15 protein-coding genes and 2 pseudogenes are annotated in these 17330 nt (G+C 50.5%); 7 read left to right on the forward strand and 10 right to left on the reverse strand.

The window, feature by feature from the left end:
• Positions 1 to 88: 88 nt before the first annotated feature.
• Entirely contained in the window at positions 89 to 466 is a 378-nt protein-coding gene (locus OXI60_00915) for a hypothetical protein (protein MDE0308382.1), read from the forward strand.
• Positions 467 to 939: 473 nt separating this feature from the next.
• Here OXI60_00915 and OXI60_00920 read toward each other — a convergent pair whose 3' ends face one another.
• The 3 genes from OXI60_00920 to OXI60_00930 all read right to left on the reverse strand — a co-directional run bounded on the left by OXI60_00920 (position 940) and on the right by OXI60_00930 (position 4714).
• A complete protein-coding gene (locus tag OXI60_00920) occupies positions 940 to 1437 on the reverse strand; it encodes a hypothetical protein (GenBank protein MDE0308383.1) in 498 nt (165 codons plus the stop codon).
• Positions 1438 to 2071: 634 nt separating this feature from the next.
• Positions 2072 to 2593 (reverse strand): hypothetical protein, encoded by a 522-nt coding sequence (locus tag OXI60_00925; GenBank protein ID MDE0308384.1) that lies wholly within the window; start codon positions 2591 to 2593, stop codon positions 2072 to 2074.
• A 588-nt stretch (positions 2594 to 3181) separates the two neighbouring features.
• Complete coding sequence (locus tag OXI60_00930; GenBank protein MDE0308385.1) at positions 3182 to 4714, reverse strand: trimethylamine methyltransferase family protein; 1533 nt, start codon at positions 4712 to 4714, stop codon at positions 3182 to 3184.
• A 264-nt stretch (positions 4715 to 4978) separates the two neighbouring features.
• Between OXI60_00930 and OXI60_00935 the strand changes: the two genes are divergently transcribed.
• Both OXI60_00935 and OXI60_00940 read left to right on the forward strand, forming a co-directional pair.
• Complete coding sequence (locus tag OXI60_00935; GenBank protein MDE0308386.1) at positions 4979 to 7021, forward strand: NADH:flavin oxidoreductase; 2043 nt, start codon at positions 4979 to 4981, stop codon at positions 7019 to 7021.
• Entirely contained in the window at positions 7022 to 8146 is a 1125-nt protein-coding gene (locus tag OXI60_00940) for an FAD-binding oxidoreductase (protein MDE0308387.1), read from the forward strand. It begins immediately after the preceding gene.
• A 20-nt stretch (positions 8147 to 8166) separates the two neighbouring features.
• On the opposite strand, the pseudogene OXI60_00945 reads toward OXI60_00940, so the two are convergent.
• The 4 genes and pseudogenes from OXI60_00945 to OXI60_00960 all read right to left on the reverse strand — a co-directional run bounded on the left by OXI60_00945 (position 8167) and on the right by OXI60_00960 (position 11603).
• Positions 8167 to 8480, reverse strand: a pseudogene (locus tag OXI60_00945) (PLP-dependent transferase).
• A 342-nt stretch (positions 8481 to 8822) separates the two neighbouring features.
• Positions 8823 to 10082: a type II toxin-antitoxin system HipA family toxin gene (locus OXI60_00950; protein ID MDE0308388.1), complete on the reverse strand. Its 1260-nt coding sequence runs from the start codon at positions 10080 to 10082 to the stop codon at positions 8823 to 8825.
• Positions 10072 to 10410 carry a helix-turn-helix domain-containing protein gene (locus OXI60_00955; GenBank protein MDE0308389.1) on the reverse strand — a complete coding sequence of 113 codons (339 nt, stop codon included), beginning with the start codon at positions 10408 to 10410 and terminating at the stop codon, positions 10072 to 10074. The genes OXI60_00950 and OXI60_00955 overlap by 11 nt, the downstream gene beginning before the upstream one ends.
• Positions 10411 to 10979: 569 nt before the next feature.
• Positions 10980 to 11603, reverse strand: a complete 624-nt coding sequence (locus OXI60_00960; protein ID MDE0308390.1) for a hypothetical protein — start codon at positions 11601 to 11603, stop codon at positions 10980 to 10982.
• On the opposite strand from OXI60_00960, the pseudogene OXI60_00965 reads away from it, so the two are divergent.
• Positions 11580 to 11963 (forward strand): annotated as a pseudogene (locus tag OXI60_00965) (HipA domain-containing protein). The gene OXI60_00960 and the pseudogene OXI60_00965 overlap by 24 nt on opposite strands.
• Before the next feature lie 155 nt (positions 11964 to 12118).
• Here OXI60_00965 and OXI60_00970 read toward each other — a convergent pair.
• From OXI60_00970 to OXI60_00980, 3 genes are all read right to left on the reverse strand, one after another.
• Complete coding sequence (locus OXI60_00970) at positions 12119 to 13252, reverse strand: aminotransferase class I/II-fold pyridoxal phosphate-dependent enzyme (protein ID MDE0308391.1); 1134 nt, start codon at positions 13250 to 13252, stop codon at positions 12119 to 12121.
• Positions 13249 to 13935 (reverse strand): HAD family hydrolase, encoded by a 687-nt coding sequence (locus tag OXI60_00975; protein MDE0308392.1) that lies wholly within the window; start codon positions 13933 to 13935, stop codon positions 13249 to 13251. The genes OXI60_00970 and OXI60_00975 overlap by 4 nt, the downstream gene beginning before the upstream one ends.
• A 181-nt stretch (positions 13936 to 14116) precedes the next feature.
• Positions 14117 to 15193: a BMP family ABC transporter substrate-binding protein gene (locus tag OXI60_00980; protein ID MDE0308393.1), complete on the reverse strand. Its 1077-nt coding sequence runs from the start codon at positions 15191 to 15193 to the stop codon at positions 14117 to 14119.
• A gap of 529 nt (positions 15194 to 15722) precedes the next feature.
• On the opposite strand from OXI60_00980, the gene OXI60_00985 reads away from it, so the two are divergent.
• From OXI60_00985 to OXI60_00995, 3 genes are all read left to right on the forward strand, one after another.
• On the forward strand, positions 15723 to 16631 hold the full coding sequence (locus tag OXI60_00985; protein MDE0308394.1) for an alpha/beta hydrolase: 909 nt from the start codon (positions 15723 to 15725) through the stop codon (positions 16629 to 16631).
• An 85-nt stretch (positions 16632 to 16716) separates the two neighbouring features.
• On the forward strand, positions 16717 to 16872 hold the full coding sequence (locus tag OXI60_00990) for a hypothetical protein (protein MDE0308395.1): 156 nt from the start codon (positions 16717 to 16719) through the stop codon (positions 16870 to 16872).
• A 54-nt stretch (positions 16873 to 16926) separates the two neighbouring features.
• Positions 16927 to 17319, forward strand: coding sequence for a DUF1820 family protein (locus tag OXI60_00995; protein ID MDE0308396.1), 393 nt, complete (start codon positions 16927 to 16929; stop codon positions 17317 to 17319).
• Positions 17320 to 17330: the final 11 nt, after the last annotated feature.

Raw genomic sequence — 17330 nt, forward strand, 5'->3', positions numbered from 1 at the left:
CCAGAATCGGGCTGTTGATGCGAAAATAATGCTCTAACGCGATTTCAGGGTAGACAATGACCCGCGTGGGCAAATAGACCTACACGAAATGTATCGTTCAAAACAGACTGGTGTCGATGAAAGTGACTGGTGTCGAGCAAGTTTGGACGAAGTCAAACAGAATGTTGCCAAGACTGGCTACCCTTACGACAAATTCAATTTTGTGAAAGGAAAAGTCGAAGACACCTTGCTGACTACACTGCCAGATGAAATCGCTGTATTGCGTTTGGACACCGATTGGTATGATTCCACCAAACAGGAAATGATTCACCTGTTCCCGCGTCTGGTGTCAAAAGGCGTAATCATTGTTGACGATTATTACTCTTGGACTGGAAGTAAACAGGCAGTTGACGAATATCTTGACTCAATCAATTTGCCAGTCTTCCTGAAACGAGTTGGAGATTCAGTTATGGGAGTCAAGCCGTGACTCGCACCAATCCGAGTAAATCGCCATTCCACAGTGCATGAAACTTGTCGGATAATGAATAACTCAAACAAATTCTGATAGCTGGAATATTCCTATAGCGGCAATTCGAATTTATTACTAAACCCTCATCATTTCCGCGTTTGTATCACCCCGCCCGCGATGAAATATACTACCTTGTTGTCACATGCTATGTCATTCGCCGCTTCTGCAGAGTCGCAACTGACCGTAGGAGCAGGCGCATATTGTGGGGCGCGCCTGCCGGTCCAAAAGGATGCTGACTGCAAAACAGGCAACGACAACAAAGTGTGGACGTACTCCTTCACTTTTGTGGGCCTGGGGGTTTTGTTGTCTTTTTCCGTTCTTGAACTGAGCAAATTTCAAGGCAAACTCCCGATACCGCTAAACCAAAGCAAACCTTCAAGTATTCAGTATCCTCGCATTAATGAACACAGTAAAGAAAGCCCCTGAACGCGTCACGGGGTAATGACCGTGAATCCACAATCAGAGCGTACAACATAATCCGGATATGCATTCTCAATAACGCTGTGAATGTCCCAATTGTCCTCAACAAAGTAAACGAATCGATCATTGAGGTGAGGTGTAACACTCTTGAGCGTGGTCATGATGGCTTTTTCGCTATGATTGCCGTCATCTGCGACTATATCGATCCTATCTCCTCCTAGAATTTCCTTAACGTATTCTTCAGAATAAACAAACTGGTCATATTCAAACAGTTCAGGTGAACTATTGCTGAATGCGCCGCTCTGGAGCAGGTTGTCCATATTCTCTTCGATGTTGGACAGATCAACATCAAATCCGATGCAGCGAGCATTGGGGAAAAGGTCACACCAGATTGCCAGACCGGTGCCGTTCAATACACCAAATTCGCAGATCACCCGACGCCGGTCACGGTCCTGTACATAAGGCTTGAGAAACTCTGCATAGTAAATCGCATATCCGTGATGCAACATCCTGTCACCACCCGAAGCGAGAGTCTCGGAGCCAACGGGATCGATTAAACTGTTTTTGGTGGGTATACAGATAACCTTTCCTCCAAATTTTATTTCTGCATCAATCAACCATTCCCGTGATCCTGGTTCTGAAACCGATCGTAGCCTGCGCCAAGTATTCTCATAAATTCTGTTGCGCGATCTCACAATTGAACGGTGCCAGTCTTGGCGCGTTCTCCAAGTTCTGAATTTGATGCGCAAAGTCCGATAAGTCTGATACCCGACACTGTCCCAAATTCTTGCACGAATCAACTGCTTGTACTTGAGTCTGACAATGTGTTTGTAAGCTTTGTACCTATGCCAAAAAGTTCTTTCCATTATTTTCGATAACCCTTTTTCATTAGAATCAATGGCGAGACATTGAAACTCCCTCCGGCAGTAAAGAGCACTTCGTGTTAGTTAACTCAGAACGGAAAACCACACATGCGTATTCGAATGACATGCTGGAGCCGAGTGATTGAACAAAGAGGAGCACGTTAAAGATACTCAATCATTGGGATTGGGTGTGCGTCAGTTCGTCAGTTGAAGTGGTTGTGCGTCTGACCGGCGAGTCTATTCGAGATAAAATCATAAACGCTTGATAGTAACAGAAAATTCAGTCGACGCGGTAATCACCAACGGAGGTCAACACACTCATTGCGACATCGTTGAATATGACAAATTGTTCGTAGTTGGACTGAATCTTTCTGTAAATCCACTGATTGTCTTCGATGAAATAGACGAACTTTTCGGCAAGGTGTGGTGAAGCACTATCAAGTGTGGTCAGAATCGACTCGTCGGAGTGGTTGCCATCGTCCACAAAAATATCAATTCTGTCCCCATCCAGAATATCCTCCAGGTATTTTGCACAATACACGAACTGATCATATTCATACAGTTCAGGGTAATTCGTCCCGAAAGCACCAATTTTACGCAGATTCTCCTCGTTTCGATAGAAACTGGACAAGTCGAAATCCAATCCGATGACTCTGGAGTTCGGAAACAAATCACACCATATCGCAAGACCGGTACCCTTCAGCACGCCGACCTCGCACAACACAATCCGATCCTTGTCGCGATTGTGCACATACGGCTCAAGAAACCTTGCATAGTGATCAGCATATCCACGATGGAGCATTCTATCTCCCCCTGTTTGCGGGCGCGGCTGTAAACCTTCAACGTACCTTCGGTCGTGACTGCTCAACTTTTCGATGGTCACATTTTCGGAGTATCCGCCATATCGGATTTCAGTTTGAATGAGCCAATTCGCAGTTCCCGGTGTTGTTGCCGTTGAAACTTCATCAAGGTGAAGACGCTCCGTTTCCCTGTATCTCTTTGTGATGCCGGCGTCAGTTCTGCGTTTGACCTTATATGCTCGCTCCGCGGCTCTGATTTTCAAATACCATCTCGTATTGCCAAATCGTTTCCAAATCGACCTTTTCAATCCAAGTCGAACTTCACGCATCAGATGTTTTAGCTTTCCCCTGGGCTTCATTGTTCCATTGTCCGTTTTTCGAAATGACAGATACGTGTCGGAAGCGGTCGGGGACTTTCGATACCATTGATACGCATGTGTCCGCCAATCAAACGTCTTACAGAGCATCGCCTGACGAATGTCTGATCGTTAAACCATACCGTTTCGCCCGGTCCCCAATTTTTGCAGATTAATTCGTGCAACGCGGACCACCGCGCTCTTTGGTCACAATCTTCCAGATTAAACTCTGCATCAGACTGCCAATTTGGCCCGCCTTTCCTTGGCGACATTGACGAATCGGTCAAGTTCTTCCACAACACTGGGGTCAATATTCGGCTGCTCATACTCTTCCAGCAGTCGTTTGAACAATCGATTCGCCCTGACAGTCGAATCGACCGCACCGTCTTCGTACCAAGTCTCGAAGTTTCGCCAGTCGGACAGTATGGGTCGATAAAACTCCGAATCATAGCGCTCCATCGTCTGTCGGGCGGAGAAATAATGACCACCCGGACCGACTTCACGAATGGCATCTAGACCCAGTGTATCATCATCGACAACAACTGGCTTGAGAACCTCGACCATACCTTGCAGTATCTCGGCGTCAATGACAAATTTCTCAAACGACGCACAAAGCCCGCCCTCAAGCCATCCCAACGCGTGGTGAATCAGATTGGCATGCCCCATGATACTGCCCCAAACCGCCATCTGTGATTCATAGGCAGCCTGTACATCAGGTGCATTCGATGCATTGACATTCGAGGACCGGTAAGGCAGATTGTAGAACCTGGCGAACTGCCCGCCAATCAGGGTCGCCTTGACAAATTCTGGCGTCCCGAATGCGGGAGAACCGGATTGCATGTCGACATTGGATGTGAAGCCGCCATAGATCACCGGCGCGCCTGGATTGACAATCTGGGAAAAGGCGATCCCTGCGAGCGCTTCAGCATTTTGCTGCGTCACCGCACCGGCCAGCGTGATCGGTGCCATCGCACCAGCCAATGTGAAAGGAGTGATGACAACGACCTGATTCATTCGCGACAGCTCGATGATTCCCCATAACATGGGTACGTCATACTGCAATGGTGAATTGACATTGACGATGGTAAAAAGACTCGGCTCTCGAGACAGCTGGGCACGAGAAATTTTCCGGCTGATACACGCAATCTCAATCGAGTCCAGAACACGGTCGCGACCCAGGGAATAACACCGGAACACCTTGTCCGTCAACATCACATTCGCCCGCGCCGTATCCAGATGCCTGGTCTGGGGGTTCAGGTCCAAGGGTTCGACCGGATGACCTGAAATTGCATGGGCGATGTTCACACATTGTGCCAGCTTGATAAACTTGCAATAATCCTCATAGGTTCCAGAACGTCTGCCGTTGTCTATGTCACTGCAGTTCGGCGGTCCGGCAACGGTCGAAAATGCCAGCCAGCGTCCGCCCATCCGCAAACAGCGTTCTGGATTCCTTGCATGGATGGTAAATTCAGATGGCGCTGTCCTGATCGACTCCAATATCAGGTTTCTGTCAAACCGTACCCGTGTGCTCTCGTTGTCAACATCAGCACCTGCTATCTTGAGGATCTGTCGGGCTTCGTCAAGCAGAAAATTGACACCAACCTCTTCCAGAACGGTGAGGGACGCATCGTGAATCCGCTCCATCTGTTCCAGCGACAGCAGTTCAACAGGGTCATAGGGATTCTGGACTTGCTGAAAGGGAAGCTGTGCGACGACCGAATCCGACCGCTTGGGTCGCCGCTTTCTCCGTGTTGCAGAATCAGCCACTTTCCAGCTCTGTCAAATTCGTCGCTCTGGAGTCACTGGAATCCATAAATGTTTCGAAGTTCCGCGTGAGTGCAGAGATTCATTTTCAGTCGCAAGGATAGTCGCATCGATTCATCAACTGATTCTCAGTCACCCAGCGTCTGGATCTCTAAATCTCCGTTTCGGGCAGATCAATACACTGCTTATGAAATCAGGCAGATAATATATATTTAAACGCCTTGACAATTCCTCATTATTTGCGCAGATCCTGTCGACCGCTAGCATATGAAACCCAAATCCGATCCCCTGCTCGAGCCCTTTCAGCTGAAGCATCTGCATCTTCGAAACCGGATCATCAGCACCAGTCACGAGCCTTCGTACTCCGAGGACATGTTGCCTAAACTCCGCTATCAGCTGTATCACGAGGAGAAAGCAAAAGGCGGTATCGCGTTGACTATGTTCGGCGGCTCAACACTGGTTGACCGGGACTCACCGCCGGCGTTCGGAAATCTCTACGCCGGCTCTGATGAAATTGTCCCCTACTTCAGGCAACTCGCTGATCGGGTCCATCAGTACGGGACCGCGGTCATGTGCCAGATCACGCATCTGGGACGGCGGACTTCACCTTACGTCAATGATTGGTTGCCGACGGTGGCGGCCTCGTGCGTGCGCGAACCTGCCCACCGTTCTTTTCCGAAGGAGCTTGAGATTGAGGACATCTCAAGAATCGCCAAGGCTTACGGTGCGGCAGCCAGACGCTGTGTTGACGGCGATCTGGACGGAATTGAGATCGAGGGATACGGACACCTGCTGGACGGATTCTGGGCGCGGCGCACCAACCGTCGTACTGACCGTTATGGCGGGAGTCTTGACAACCGCATTCGCTTTACCGTCGAGGTGATTGACGAGATTCGCAATCAGGTGGGCAGCGACTTCATCGTTGGCATCCGTATGGTTATCGATGAGGATCTTGCCGATGGACTGGAATTTGAAGAGGGCATGCAGATTGCGCAAATTCTGACCGATACCGGAAAATTGGACTTCATCAACGTGATCAAGGGACATGTCGATACCGACGAGGGGCTATCCCACGTCATACCGAATATGGGAACCCCTTCAGGGCCGCATCTCGAGTTCACTGCGGCGGTGCGTTCTGCCCTGAAACTACCCGTTTTCCACGCCGCGAGAATAGCCGATGTCGCAACTGCACGCCACGCAGTTGCGAGCGGTTGCGTCGATCTGGTCGGTATGACCCGGGCGCATATGGCTGATCCGCATATCGTCAGCAAGATTGAACAGGGTGCAGAGGATCAGATCCGACCCTGCGTGGGTGCAGGATACTGCATCGATCGGATCTATATGGGCGGCGAAGCGTTGTGTATTCACAACCCTGCAACCGGACGGGAGGGACAGATACCTCACATCGTACCGCCTTCACGGACTCACAGACGCGTTGTCGTAGTCGGTGCCGGCCCCGCCGGCCTGGAAGCCGCCAGGGTGTGCTCTGAACGGGGACACGATGTCGTTTTGTTCGAGGCGGCCGATCAGCCGGGCGGACAACTCAACACTGCGGCGCGAGTTGAACGCCGGCGCGAAATACTGGGCGTGACCGACTGGTTATACGGACAGTTGCAACGTCTTTCGGTGGAAATGAGATTCAACCACTATGCCGAAGCCGGAGACGTGATCCAGGAAAATCCCGACGTGGTCATTGTTGCGACAGGTGGTTCGCCCAACCTGACATTCTTGAAATACGGTGCCGATTGCGTTACCACGACCTGGGATGTTCTGGATGGTGCTGCAACATTGCATGACGACGTACTGATCTACGACGATAACGGACAACATCAGGCAATTTCCTGCGCTGAGTTCCTGATCCGCAGAGGTTCAACGGTCAGGTTCGCAACCCCCGACCGGCAGATCGCTGAGGAAGTCGGCGGCACCAACTACCCGGTCTATTACAAACTGTTCTACGAGAACAACGTGGAGATGATCGTCAGTCAGCGTCTGATCGGCGCGCAACGCAAAGACGGGACGCTGGTCGGGCACTTCTACAACGAGTTCGACCGCTCTGCCACCCAGATTGAGGCTTCCCAGATTGTCGTCGAGCACGGCACGCTCCCAAACGACGAACTATATTTTGACCTCAAGCGCGACTCACTCAACCACGGTATTATCGATTTTGACGCCCTGGTCAATGGAACTCCCCAGAATACGGTTGCAAATCCCGACGGCAACTATCAGCTGTTCAGGGTGGGAGACGCAGTGGCAAGCAGAAACATATATGCCGCCTTGTATGATTCAATTAGACTCTGCCTTCAGATCTAGATGACCGCCAGAGCCATCGACATCGCGATCATCGGCGGCGGCATTGCCGGTGCATCTGTCGGATCCTTTCTGGCAAATTCAGGTGTGCAGGTACATCTTTTCGAAATGGAAGACTCGCTCGCCTATCACACGACCGGACGAAGTGCCGCGCTGCTGACCCCATATTACGGACCCGACTCGATGAAGGCATTCGCGACAATCGGACGCTCGTACCTGGAAAGTGAATCGGCACAGGCTGAAGACCCGCTGATCGAACCCCGGGACCTGCTGACCGTGATCGACGCCAATCAGACACTTACAGTCGAAAGACCGCCTAACTGCGTCTGGTGGGACGAATCCACCTGCCTCGAAAAAGTGCCCTTTCTACGAAGCGGGAAATTCCTCGGCGGCATTGTTGACAAGGAAGTCTTCAGTATTGACGTGCACGCCCTTCATTCGCATTATGTACGCAACATAACCCGTAAGGGCGGTGTCATCCATCTTGACTCGAGGATCGATAGTCTCAATCAGGATCCATCTGGCTTTTGGGAACTCAGTACGGACGGACAATCCTATAAGACACCGACCGTATGCAATGCGGCAGGCGCCTGGGGTGATGAACTCGCCCGCATTGCAGATATCGCACCCGTAGGACTTGTACCAAAACGGCGAACTGTTGCTATTCTCGATAGCAGTCAGTTTCCAGACGTCAATTTCGACATAGAAACTTTCGTCGTAGTGGAGCCGAACTACGTCTATTTCCAGAATTTCGGTGTCGGCAAACTCATGCTGTCGGCTGCTGACCAGACTCCAAGTGTCCCCTGCGATGCACAACCTGACGAAATGGATCTGGCGGTTGCCATTGCAAGATTCGAGGAGACGACCGACCTTAAGGTCACGCGTATTGATCACAGCTGGGCTGGCCTTCGAACTTTTGCCCCTGACCACAACCCTGTCATTGGTTGGGAACCTCACCGCGAAGGTTTCTTCTGGCTGGTCGGTCAGGGTGGTTACGGCATATTTTCGTCGCCCGGCATCGGCTGCTACGCTGCCTCGCTGCTCAGTGGCAGTGAGCCTCCGAATGCCTACGTACAGTCGCCGTTTGAATTCAGTACGCTGTCACCTGACCGCTTCCGACTGACCTGATATCCGGCAATCCAGGAAGCTTACAGTCCTGACAGGGCTTGGTCGAGGTCGGCGATCAGCTCATCCACATCCTCGATGCCGACTGACAGCCGGATCAGATTGACCGGCACCTGACTGTGCTGTCCCTCAACGGTTCTTCGATGCTCGATCAGACTTTCAACGCCACCCAAAGACATCGCACGGACGAATACGTACGCCCAAGAGGCGAATTTCCGGGGTGGCTCGGAAGACCTGGATACAGAACCGGATCAACTGCATCGTGCGATTCCAGGAACCGGGTGGTTCTCATGGCATTGTCCGAAGTCCGCTCATAACGGATCGACAGTGTTCTCATTCCCCTGAGCAGCATCCATGGCTTGAACCTGGTTCCTGCCACTCATACAGAGAGTGTCTTTTCAAGTCGCACTGAGGTTTCTGGGTTAAGTGCTCGGTAAAACATGTAATCGATACGTAAGAGCGGCAAGTGAAATCGGGAATTGTCCAGCACGAAAAACAAAAATATTTTCATTCTTGCAATATTGAATTGTTCGTGCAAGAATGCAAGAATGATTTCAAGAGAAGTTCTGAACCAAATTTATCAGCATCTTGCTCAGTGTTTACCCCCACTGAAAATTAGAAAGTAATTTTCAGTGGGGGTAAACAATAGATGAACTTGGTCAGTTTTTCCTAGCGCTTCTTATTGTTCAGTCGAAAAAGTGTTTAGAAACTGTCTGCTCCATAGAAGTTTCTTGTCCGCATCGCTTAGTTCGGCTTCTTCGCATACGGCCTCCCAATGTTGCTCGATTGCAGTAATGAGCTTTTCGAAAATCATACGGGCTTGTTCATCAGACAGCAAGAAGTTATGTGCCGCTTCAAGACAGGTTCTAAGCCGGCTGAGGCTGTTGTTACCACAGATCAACATAGCTTGTGAAGCTTCATTGCCCGTGCGATTTTGCGGACATATGTCATAGGCGGGTGTGAGAGTCAGGTCCCTGCCATCCCAAAATGCCGCATGGTTGCGCGCGTGATCATCCGTATTCCCACAAAGAATGTTAAAAACGAGCCGAGAGAATACTTCCACGAGGGTTTTTCTCGGATTTGTGAAGCGGTGACGGATGATTTCAGCAAAGGTTTCGTAACTGGCGTAATGTGCCATCATTTCATCTAGGCTAAGCAAAGTCAACGCAGAGACCATGGCCTTGCGCAGCCAAATGTTGTGCTTTGGAATTCGGTCAAACCGCTCGATCAGGAGCACGTCTTTACCAACGGCTTTGGTCAGTTGGACCGGTGCGACATTCAGTTCAGCTAACGCAGCAAGCCGCATTGCAATGAATTCAGCTTTGATAACACTGTAAAGATCAGTGCTAGAGGAAAACTTCGCAATGTACTTTTTATCCTGATCTTGGATCAAGGCCTTTGGACGCGCGCCGCCGATCGAACTGCTGTGGAACAACGCTTGATCCAGCTCAGGCGTGAATAGATCCCCCTTTTCGACCCGTTCGGAGGATTCAAGTAACTCTTCTATTGTTGGGTTTTCCGCAATTCGCGGCACGTATTCTGTTGGCGAACGTTGAAAATCGAGTGCACCGATTCGATCAGAACCGGATTCCAGCAAGTAGGTCAGTTCATCCAATTCATTGGTATCCGTGTCCGCACCCTTTAGTCCGAGTAGTTTATTGATAATGACACGCCGGCCCCATGCATCGGGTGAGGCATCCCGGATGCAGCCAGGCATAGCCAAACCTTCTGACAGAGGCAGAACCCCACTCTGCAAGGGTAATTCCGGCTCATAAATCGAAATGGCAGGCTGACTGTCACCAATTCGTTCAAGATAGCTCTTGCCGTAGTTGAATCGGACATTGCCATTGTCAGCTTCCAACCGTCCGGCTACAACAGGTTCCGTTGCGTTCGGCAACCATATCCAGACGAAGGCTTCTTTCCCGCTGCTAGAAGTCATCATGCACCATCTTGGTTTTGTGGCGAACAGACTTCGGCAACAATTCCAGTTCTTGTTCTGTACGGTGCAGGTGCTTCTCTAGTGTGCTCCGATCCGCGTCAAATAGCTTTAAGCCAACTATGGTCGCGACTTCGAATACCACGCCAATTTCACATTTAGGATTTCCTTTCTCGATGCGTTGCAGCAGTCCTCTGGAAATTCCAGCGCGATCTGCCACTTCCTGCATAGTGAATTCGCGTTTTTTCCGCGCTGTGCGAATCAGGCGTCCAAGAAGGACGGACGCAGTTTGACTGTATCGCGAGTAGGTGCGTGTTATGGACTTTGGCATCAATTCTATTATTGCTTCATATATGAACCATAGAATTATTTTATGGTTCTTATATGAATCATTATAGTAAACTGCTTCGTGTTGCGTTGACCCCTCGCCAAAGCAACACAATGTCCACAAGCACAAAGATGGTTTCAGTGTGCTGCGATGGGTTATCTCATGGCGATGTACCGGAGTCCAGACCGTCAAATTATCGGCAAATTTTACGAATCGTCAGTTCTCGCATACCAAAAGTCGTCAAGTCGATTGCTAAACACACTGGCGCATAGAGTCCGCCTGCTTTACACCAATGCATTCCGCCGCCGCACTTGAGTGCGACAGCAGTATCGATCAGCAATGTACGTTCCTTGAATTCGGGCGTTCCGAACCCGTCCATCCATTGTCGTAATTCTGCCCCTTGCTCTACATCACGTCTTTCGTTCAAATGTTGATATCAACATTTGAGCAACAATTGTCGGGTGGAACTTGCACACACCAGAGTCAAGTGCCTTTCCACGGCGCACTTCTGACAGACACAAGTTACTTGAATTCATAGGACTTGAGCACTGAGGGCCGCTTGGCGACTCAAGTCATTTTGAGTGGTGCATGCCGTAGCCAAGTTGGCGCACAACTTTTCGAAATGTCTTTTCAGATTTAATCGGAACGCTGAGGTGCTTTTCGCCTGATCGCATACACAGTTTTTGAGTGTGTCTGTTGGAAGCAATGTCTGCTGCGACTTCCTCGCTGATGCACTCGATCAGTATTGCACTTCCGCGCACGCTGAGTGCACGCGCATTTTGTTCACTGCTACGCAGAAAGCCTTCAACCTTCTCCGGCAGCGGTTGATCATCCCTTGAGATCAGAAAATCCCTCAGGTCGTTGACATCGGCTCCGTTTTCGACCGATAACAGAATTTTGTCGCGAGCAAGCCGCCAAGTGTTTTCGGCTTCCTCGTTTGCAAACCTCTCAAGTGTCAACCGCTCAGAAGCGGATAAGGGTTTCGCAACTTGTATTCTTGAATCGGAAAACACAGAAATAGGTGTTGAACTCTCTGACTGATGCTGATAGCTGTCTTCGAGTCCCAGGCAGTAGGCGCCAAGCGCGGTCAGACGAAAATACTCAAGACCATCGTATTGACTGATCCACACAAGTTCCTGAGCACCCCACAGATTCCGGAAATCATATTTTGCATGCTGAATGCGATTGACGGACACGCTAAAAACTTTTCAATATTCATCACGCCAGGCGGCTATCGCCTGACGCCCCTATATGATGTCATGTCAGTATCACCCTATCCACAATTCCAGCAGCAAAAAATCGGACTGGCGATGGCGGTTGGCAACCGCAATGTTTATCGGGTGCATTGGATTTCCCCCAGACACTTTCGTCAGACCGCGGAAAAAGCCGGTCTCCCGAATGAGGAGGTCGATCTGATTTTTGATGAACTGATTGGGCGAACCGATCTTGTTGTCTCTGAAATCGAAGCGCTTGCTCAAGAAATGAGGATACCGGAACCGACATACATACCGATACTGGATGTCTTGAAAGAAAGGGCTCAAACGCTTGATTCATGACCTTGAACAGTCGAAACCGTAAGACCTTGGTTTGTGTTTACAACTATGAGATGTAAAGGGGCAACACAGGTGTTTTTCATAAGGTCAATTGTAAAGGAAGCATCATCGCTTAGAACGTGGTGCTCGACAGTTAACTGATTGACGACCTGGAAAACTCACAGTCCTGACAGAGCCTGATCGAGGTCGGCGATCAGCTCATCCACATCCTCGATGCCGACTGACAGCCGGATCAGATTGACCGGCACCTGACTGTGGCGTCCCTCAACGGTTCTTCGATGCTCGATCAGACTCTCAACACCACCCAGAGAAGTCGCACGGACGAATACGTTCACCGATGAGACAAACTTGCGGGCCGCCTCAGCACCACCTCTCATCAAGATCGACATCATGCCGCCATATCCATTCGACATCTGCCGGCATGCGATGTCGTAAGTCGGATGGCTTGGAAGACCCGGATAAAGAACCTGATCAACCGCATCGTGCGATTCCAGGAATCGGGCGATTTTCATGGCATTGTCCGATGCCCGCTCATAACGGATCGACAGTGTTCTCATTCCCCTGAGCAGCAGCCACGCCTCAAAAGTTCCAAGCAGTCCACCGGTCAGCTTGCGGACCTCGATAATGTCGTCCCATCGAGGCGTCTTGCGCCGGGTTACAAGCACACCAGCGTTGAGGTCGCTGTGACCGTTGAGGTATTTCGTTGCCGAGTGAAAGACGATGTCTGCGCCGAGCTCCAAAGCGCACGTCGTTACCGGTGGTGCCGCAGTGCAATCGACCGCCAGAATCGCTCCGGCTGCGTGCGCCTCATCCGCTGCTCGGCGAATGTCCAATACCTCCCAGGACGGATTGATCGGCGATTCAATCCATACAATCGCAGTCTTCCCCGGCTGCAATGCCGCACTGAGTCCGTCAGGATCAGAGGGATGAAACAGCGTCAGCCCCAGACTCCTCTTTTCAGAAATCCGCTTCAGCCAGTCAACGGTACCGTGATACATGACTCTGGGTGCGACAATATGCTGCCCCATGTCGACTGTCTCAAATACCGCCGCGATCGCCGCTAGTCCTGAAGCGAAGAACAAGGCCGCCTCACCACCTTCCAACTTGCAGACTATTCTTTCAAGTTGAGTGTAGGTCGGATTGTCATAGCGGCTGTAGACATAATCACCGATCAACTCGAGATTCTCGTCTCTGGCAAATGTGACCGAAGGCATGATCGGCGGGACAATTCCACCGCTCTGTCCGTCAATATAATGCCCGGCCTGAGCCAGTAACGTCTTGTAATCGTTCATTTTTTATCGCCAATGGTTGGTTGTCGAGCAATTTGTGCTCGTAAGGGATTGATGAGCAGTTGTGTCAGATCAATCAATTCTTCAGGTTGATGGGCAACTCCATCAGGTTCGGCAGACAATAGATGTTCAACTGGATGCCACCCCCAACTGACTGCAATGGTCGCGACACCAGCCTTTATACCCTCTTCAATGTCACTGACCGTATCGCCAACCATACATGTATTGACTGATGCCGAATCATATCGCTTGATGAGGGACTTGATTTTCACCGACTTGGCACCGGGTGAGTCGCCTCCGATCACATCGTCGAAATACCGTTCAATCGCATGGTTTGCCAGTACCTTGCTGACAATAGGCGCAGGTGTCGCTGAAACGATTGCAAGTGTGCCCGAATGGCTGAGCTGCCTGATCACCTGTTTCATATTCGGAAACAGTCGGACTTCGTCTGCGACCCGGTCGAGTTCCTGATCCAGGAACTCAAGGAACTTGGGTATCTGCTCGGTACCGACCCCGATTCGATCGCTGATTTCCCCGATTGTCATTCGCTGGATGTTTCGCAAATCATCCGGGGTGAATCCGGTCGGTTGATTCAGCTTGTCGGAAGCAATTCTTACCGACCGCGCAAATATATCGATTGAGTCGACTATGACACCATCGTAGTCGAGTAATACGATTGACTTCACGTCGTCATGCCAGACAGGATATGAGCAGGGAAACTTGAACTGCCAAAGTCGCTGGAAATCACTCGCAAGTACGCAAGCGGATTCTCAATGCCAAGTGATTCAGTCCGTATACGCAAAAAATTGGGGTGTCGTTCAAATGACACCCCAATTCATTCCAGGTCCGGTTAAACTCCGAAAAGAATTAATTCGGAACGGAACCGTCGACTCCCATCACGTAGTAGTTCATCCCCAAAAGATCACCGTCGCTCATGACCTCACCGGCGGCAACTACCTCGTTGCCGGCTTGGTCCATGATGGGACCGGTAAATGGATGAAGTGTTCTGTTGCGAATTCCTTCAACAGTTTCGTTGGCTTTCGCAATGACCTCTGCGGGTAAAGACTCAGCATTGAAATCTGCCATCACCACCATTCCGTCTGCAATGCCGGCCCACACATCCTGAGACTGCCAGTTTCCGTCCATCACATCTTGTGTTCTTTGGACATAGTATGGCCCCCAGTTGTTGACGATTGCTGTCAGATGGGCCTTTGGTGCAAAAGCATGCATGTCCGAGGCCTGACCGAATGCCAGAATCCCGCGTTCTTCAGCGACCTGTAACGGTGCGGGAGAGTCAGTATGCTGAGTGATGACATCGGCACCCTGGTCAATCAATGCCTTGGCGGCGTCGCCCTCCTTGCCGGGATCGAACCAAGTGCTCACCCAGACCACTTTCACCCTCGCATCAGGATTTACACTATGCAGTCCCAAAGTGAATGAATTGATGCCGCGCACGACTTCCGGAATGGGAAACGAGGCGATGTAACCGATAACATTCGATTTAGTCATCGCACCGGCGATCTGTCCGATTACATATCTGCCTTCATAGAATCGGGCGGAATACGTGGCAACATTATCGCCTCGCTTATAACCGGTTGCATGTTCAAAGTGAACGTCTGGAAAATTCTTAGCGACTTTATTCGTGGGGTTCATATAACCAAATGAAGTGGTGAAGATGAGATCGTGTCCGTCAGCAGCCAGCTGTCGGATCACGCGCTCCGAGTCCTGTCCTTCCGGAACGAATTCCACGTAAGTGGTCTGGACTTTATCACCAAAAGCTTGTTCGACTGCCAGTCGTCCTTCGTTGTGCTGATAGGTCCATCCATGATCGCCGACGGGTCCGATGTAGACAAATCCCACTTTCACCGGATCGTCCGACAGGACAATCGAAGAGGCTGTCAGTCCAAACAACGCGGCCGCGAGAGCCAATGTAATTCTTTTCATTTCCTTCTCCAATAACTGAATTCGTTAAATGTACATCTCGTACTGTTGTCAATCTATTGTAGAATCATTTTATAAGTTTTCGTATGAGTAAGAAAACAAATTGAAGTCGACCTTTTTGCGAGTATCCGAAAAGAGAATTCTGGACTGGGACAAGTCGATCAAGTAATCTCGGAGCAACTCGAATCTGTAGCAGCGATCGGTGCAACGGATGGAATCCACTATCCGCACAAAGCGATTGCCAACTCGAACGGCGAATGCGTATTGACGCACACGCTGGAACCGAGCGCGTCAATGGCGCTGAATATTCGTTGCGATGTCCTGGATAAAGCACATCGGCATTATGAAGTTCATTGGTCATCTGCGCATTTGGATGCCGTTGCATCGCCTGATCTTTACCAGGTGATCGCAGGAGTCATTCCAGCATTCAGGCCGATACTCAATGGGAAATATCCGATAGTGCGACGACAGCCTTCCAGGGCAGAGGCTGAATCATCTTACGGAGAATATGTTGTGTTGCAACGAGTTGATCATGTTGTCACAAGTGAGTGCCGACATACACTCAGAGAACTTTCTAATCTACGGTAATCAGGAGACAGAAACGTTGGAAGAGATCACAATAAAGACAAGGAATCTCGAACTCTCGGCACTCGCCTGGGGCAGCAGCGATCTGCCGGCAGTCATTGCATTGCATGGCTGGCTGGACAATGCAGCCAGTTTCATCCCAATCGCCGAGCATCTCGAAAACTTAAGACTTATCGCGCTCGATATGCCAGGTCATGGCAAGTCCCAACATCGCGCCGGAGTCAACGCGTACCATTTCATCGACTACGCAACTGATGTCATCCTCGCTGCCGATGCGCTGGGGCTTGAGAATTTCAGTTTGCTCGGTCACTCACTGGGTGCGGGTGTGGCCGGCGTCATCTGTTCGGTAATTCCGGAGCGCATCAATCGTCTCGCCATGGTCGAAGGGTTGGCCCCCGTAACCGGACCTCCTGAGAGATTTGTCGATCAACTGCGCAGTCACGTTGACCGTGCCACTCAAGCTCGCGTCCCGCCAAGAACCTACAAGAATCTCGATGATGCCGCCAAGGCGCGCCAGCAGGCCGGACTGATGTCACTGGCTTCGGCACGACTCATTGTGCGCAGAAATCTGATTGAATCGGAAGATGGATTCACATGGCGCACCGACCGCTTCCTGCGCCAACCCTCACCCGTCTACCTCGTAGAGGAGCATGTGACCCGCTACCTTGAGAGTATCCAGTGCGAATCAATCCTGATTCGATCCAAGGATGGAATCATACTGAATTGGGAAGCTCTGCGGGGCCGGGAGAAATACCTTGATCGGCTAACCGTGATCGACATCGAGGGAGGACATCATTGCCATATGGACCTGCCAGAAATCGTCGCACATTATGTCTTGCCATTTCTCAGCGGCTGATTTGTGTTGGATTTCATATCGGAGCATGATGCATAATTGAACTCATCGTTGCGCGGTCGCAACATCATCAGTACGGACAATTGTGATGAAACTGTTTGACTATCTTGCCAACGACAAGTTCAGAAAACGCTTCAAGCGACTTGGTGTGATCGCATTCCTATTCTTTCTGATCAAAGGATTGCTGTGGCTGATCATTCCCGGATTGCTCATTTATTTTGGATACTCCGGCCTTGACTGGTAGCAACAGACACAGTCAAACTGCGAACGGGCAGATACAAACCTGATAAAATTTTACTTGACCGATTTTCCAGTTGATTGCCTGAAAGGTAAACCACCGCCCATCATGCCTGCAGCAAAGAAGAAGATGTATCGCGTTCTGTTCCATAACCAGTCGAAGGTGTATGAACTTTACGCCCGGCGTGTCGTGCAAAGCGATATATTCGCGTTTCTTGAGGTCGGGGATATCGTTTTTGGCGAACAGTCGAAGTTGGTCGTCAACCCCGGCGAAGAACAGCTGAAAACCCAATTCAGCGGCGTCAACCGAACCTACATTCCCGTCCATTCGGTCATCCGCATCGATGAGGTTGAAAAGGAAGGTTCGGCGAAAATCCACGCCAGCGGAGAAAAGGGCGTCGTTACGCCGTTCCCCCTGCCCTACACACCGCCTGAAGGCGTATCCAGCGAATAACTCGAACTTCT

The organism is Acidiferrobacterales bacterium, from assembly GCA_028820695.1.
In the GTDB taxonomy this organism is placed as follows: domain Bacteria; phylum Pseudomonadota; class Gammaproteobacteria; order Arenicellales; family JAJDZL01; genus JAJDZL01.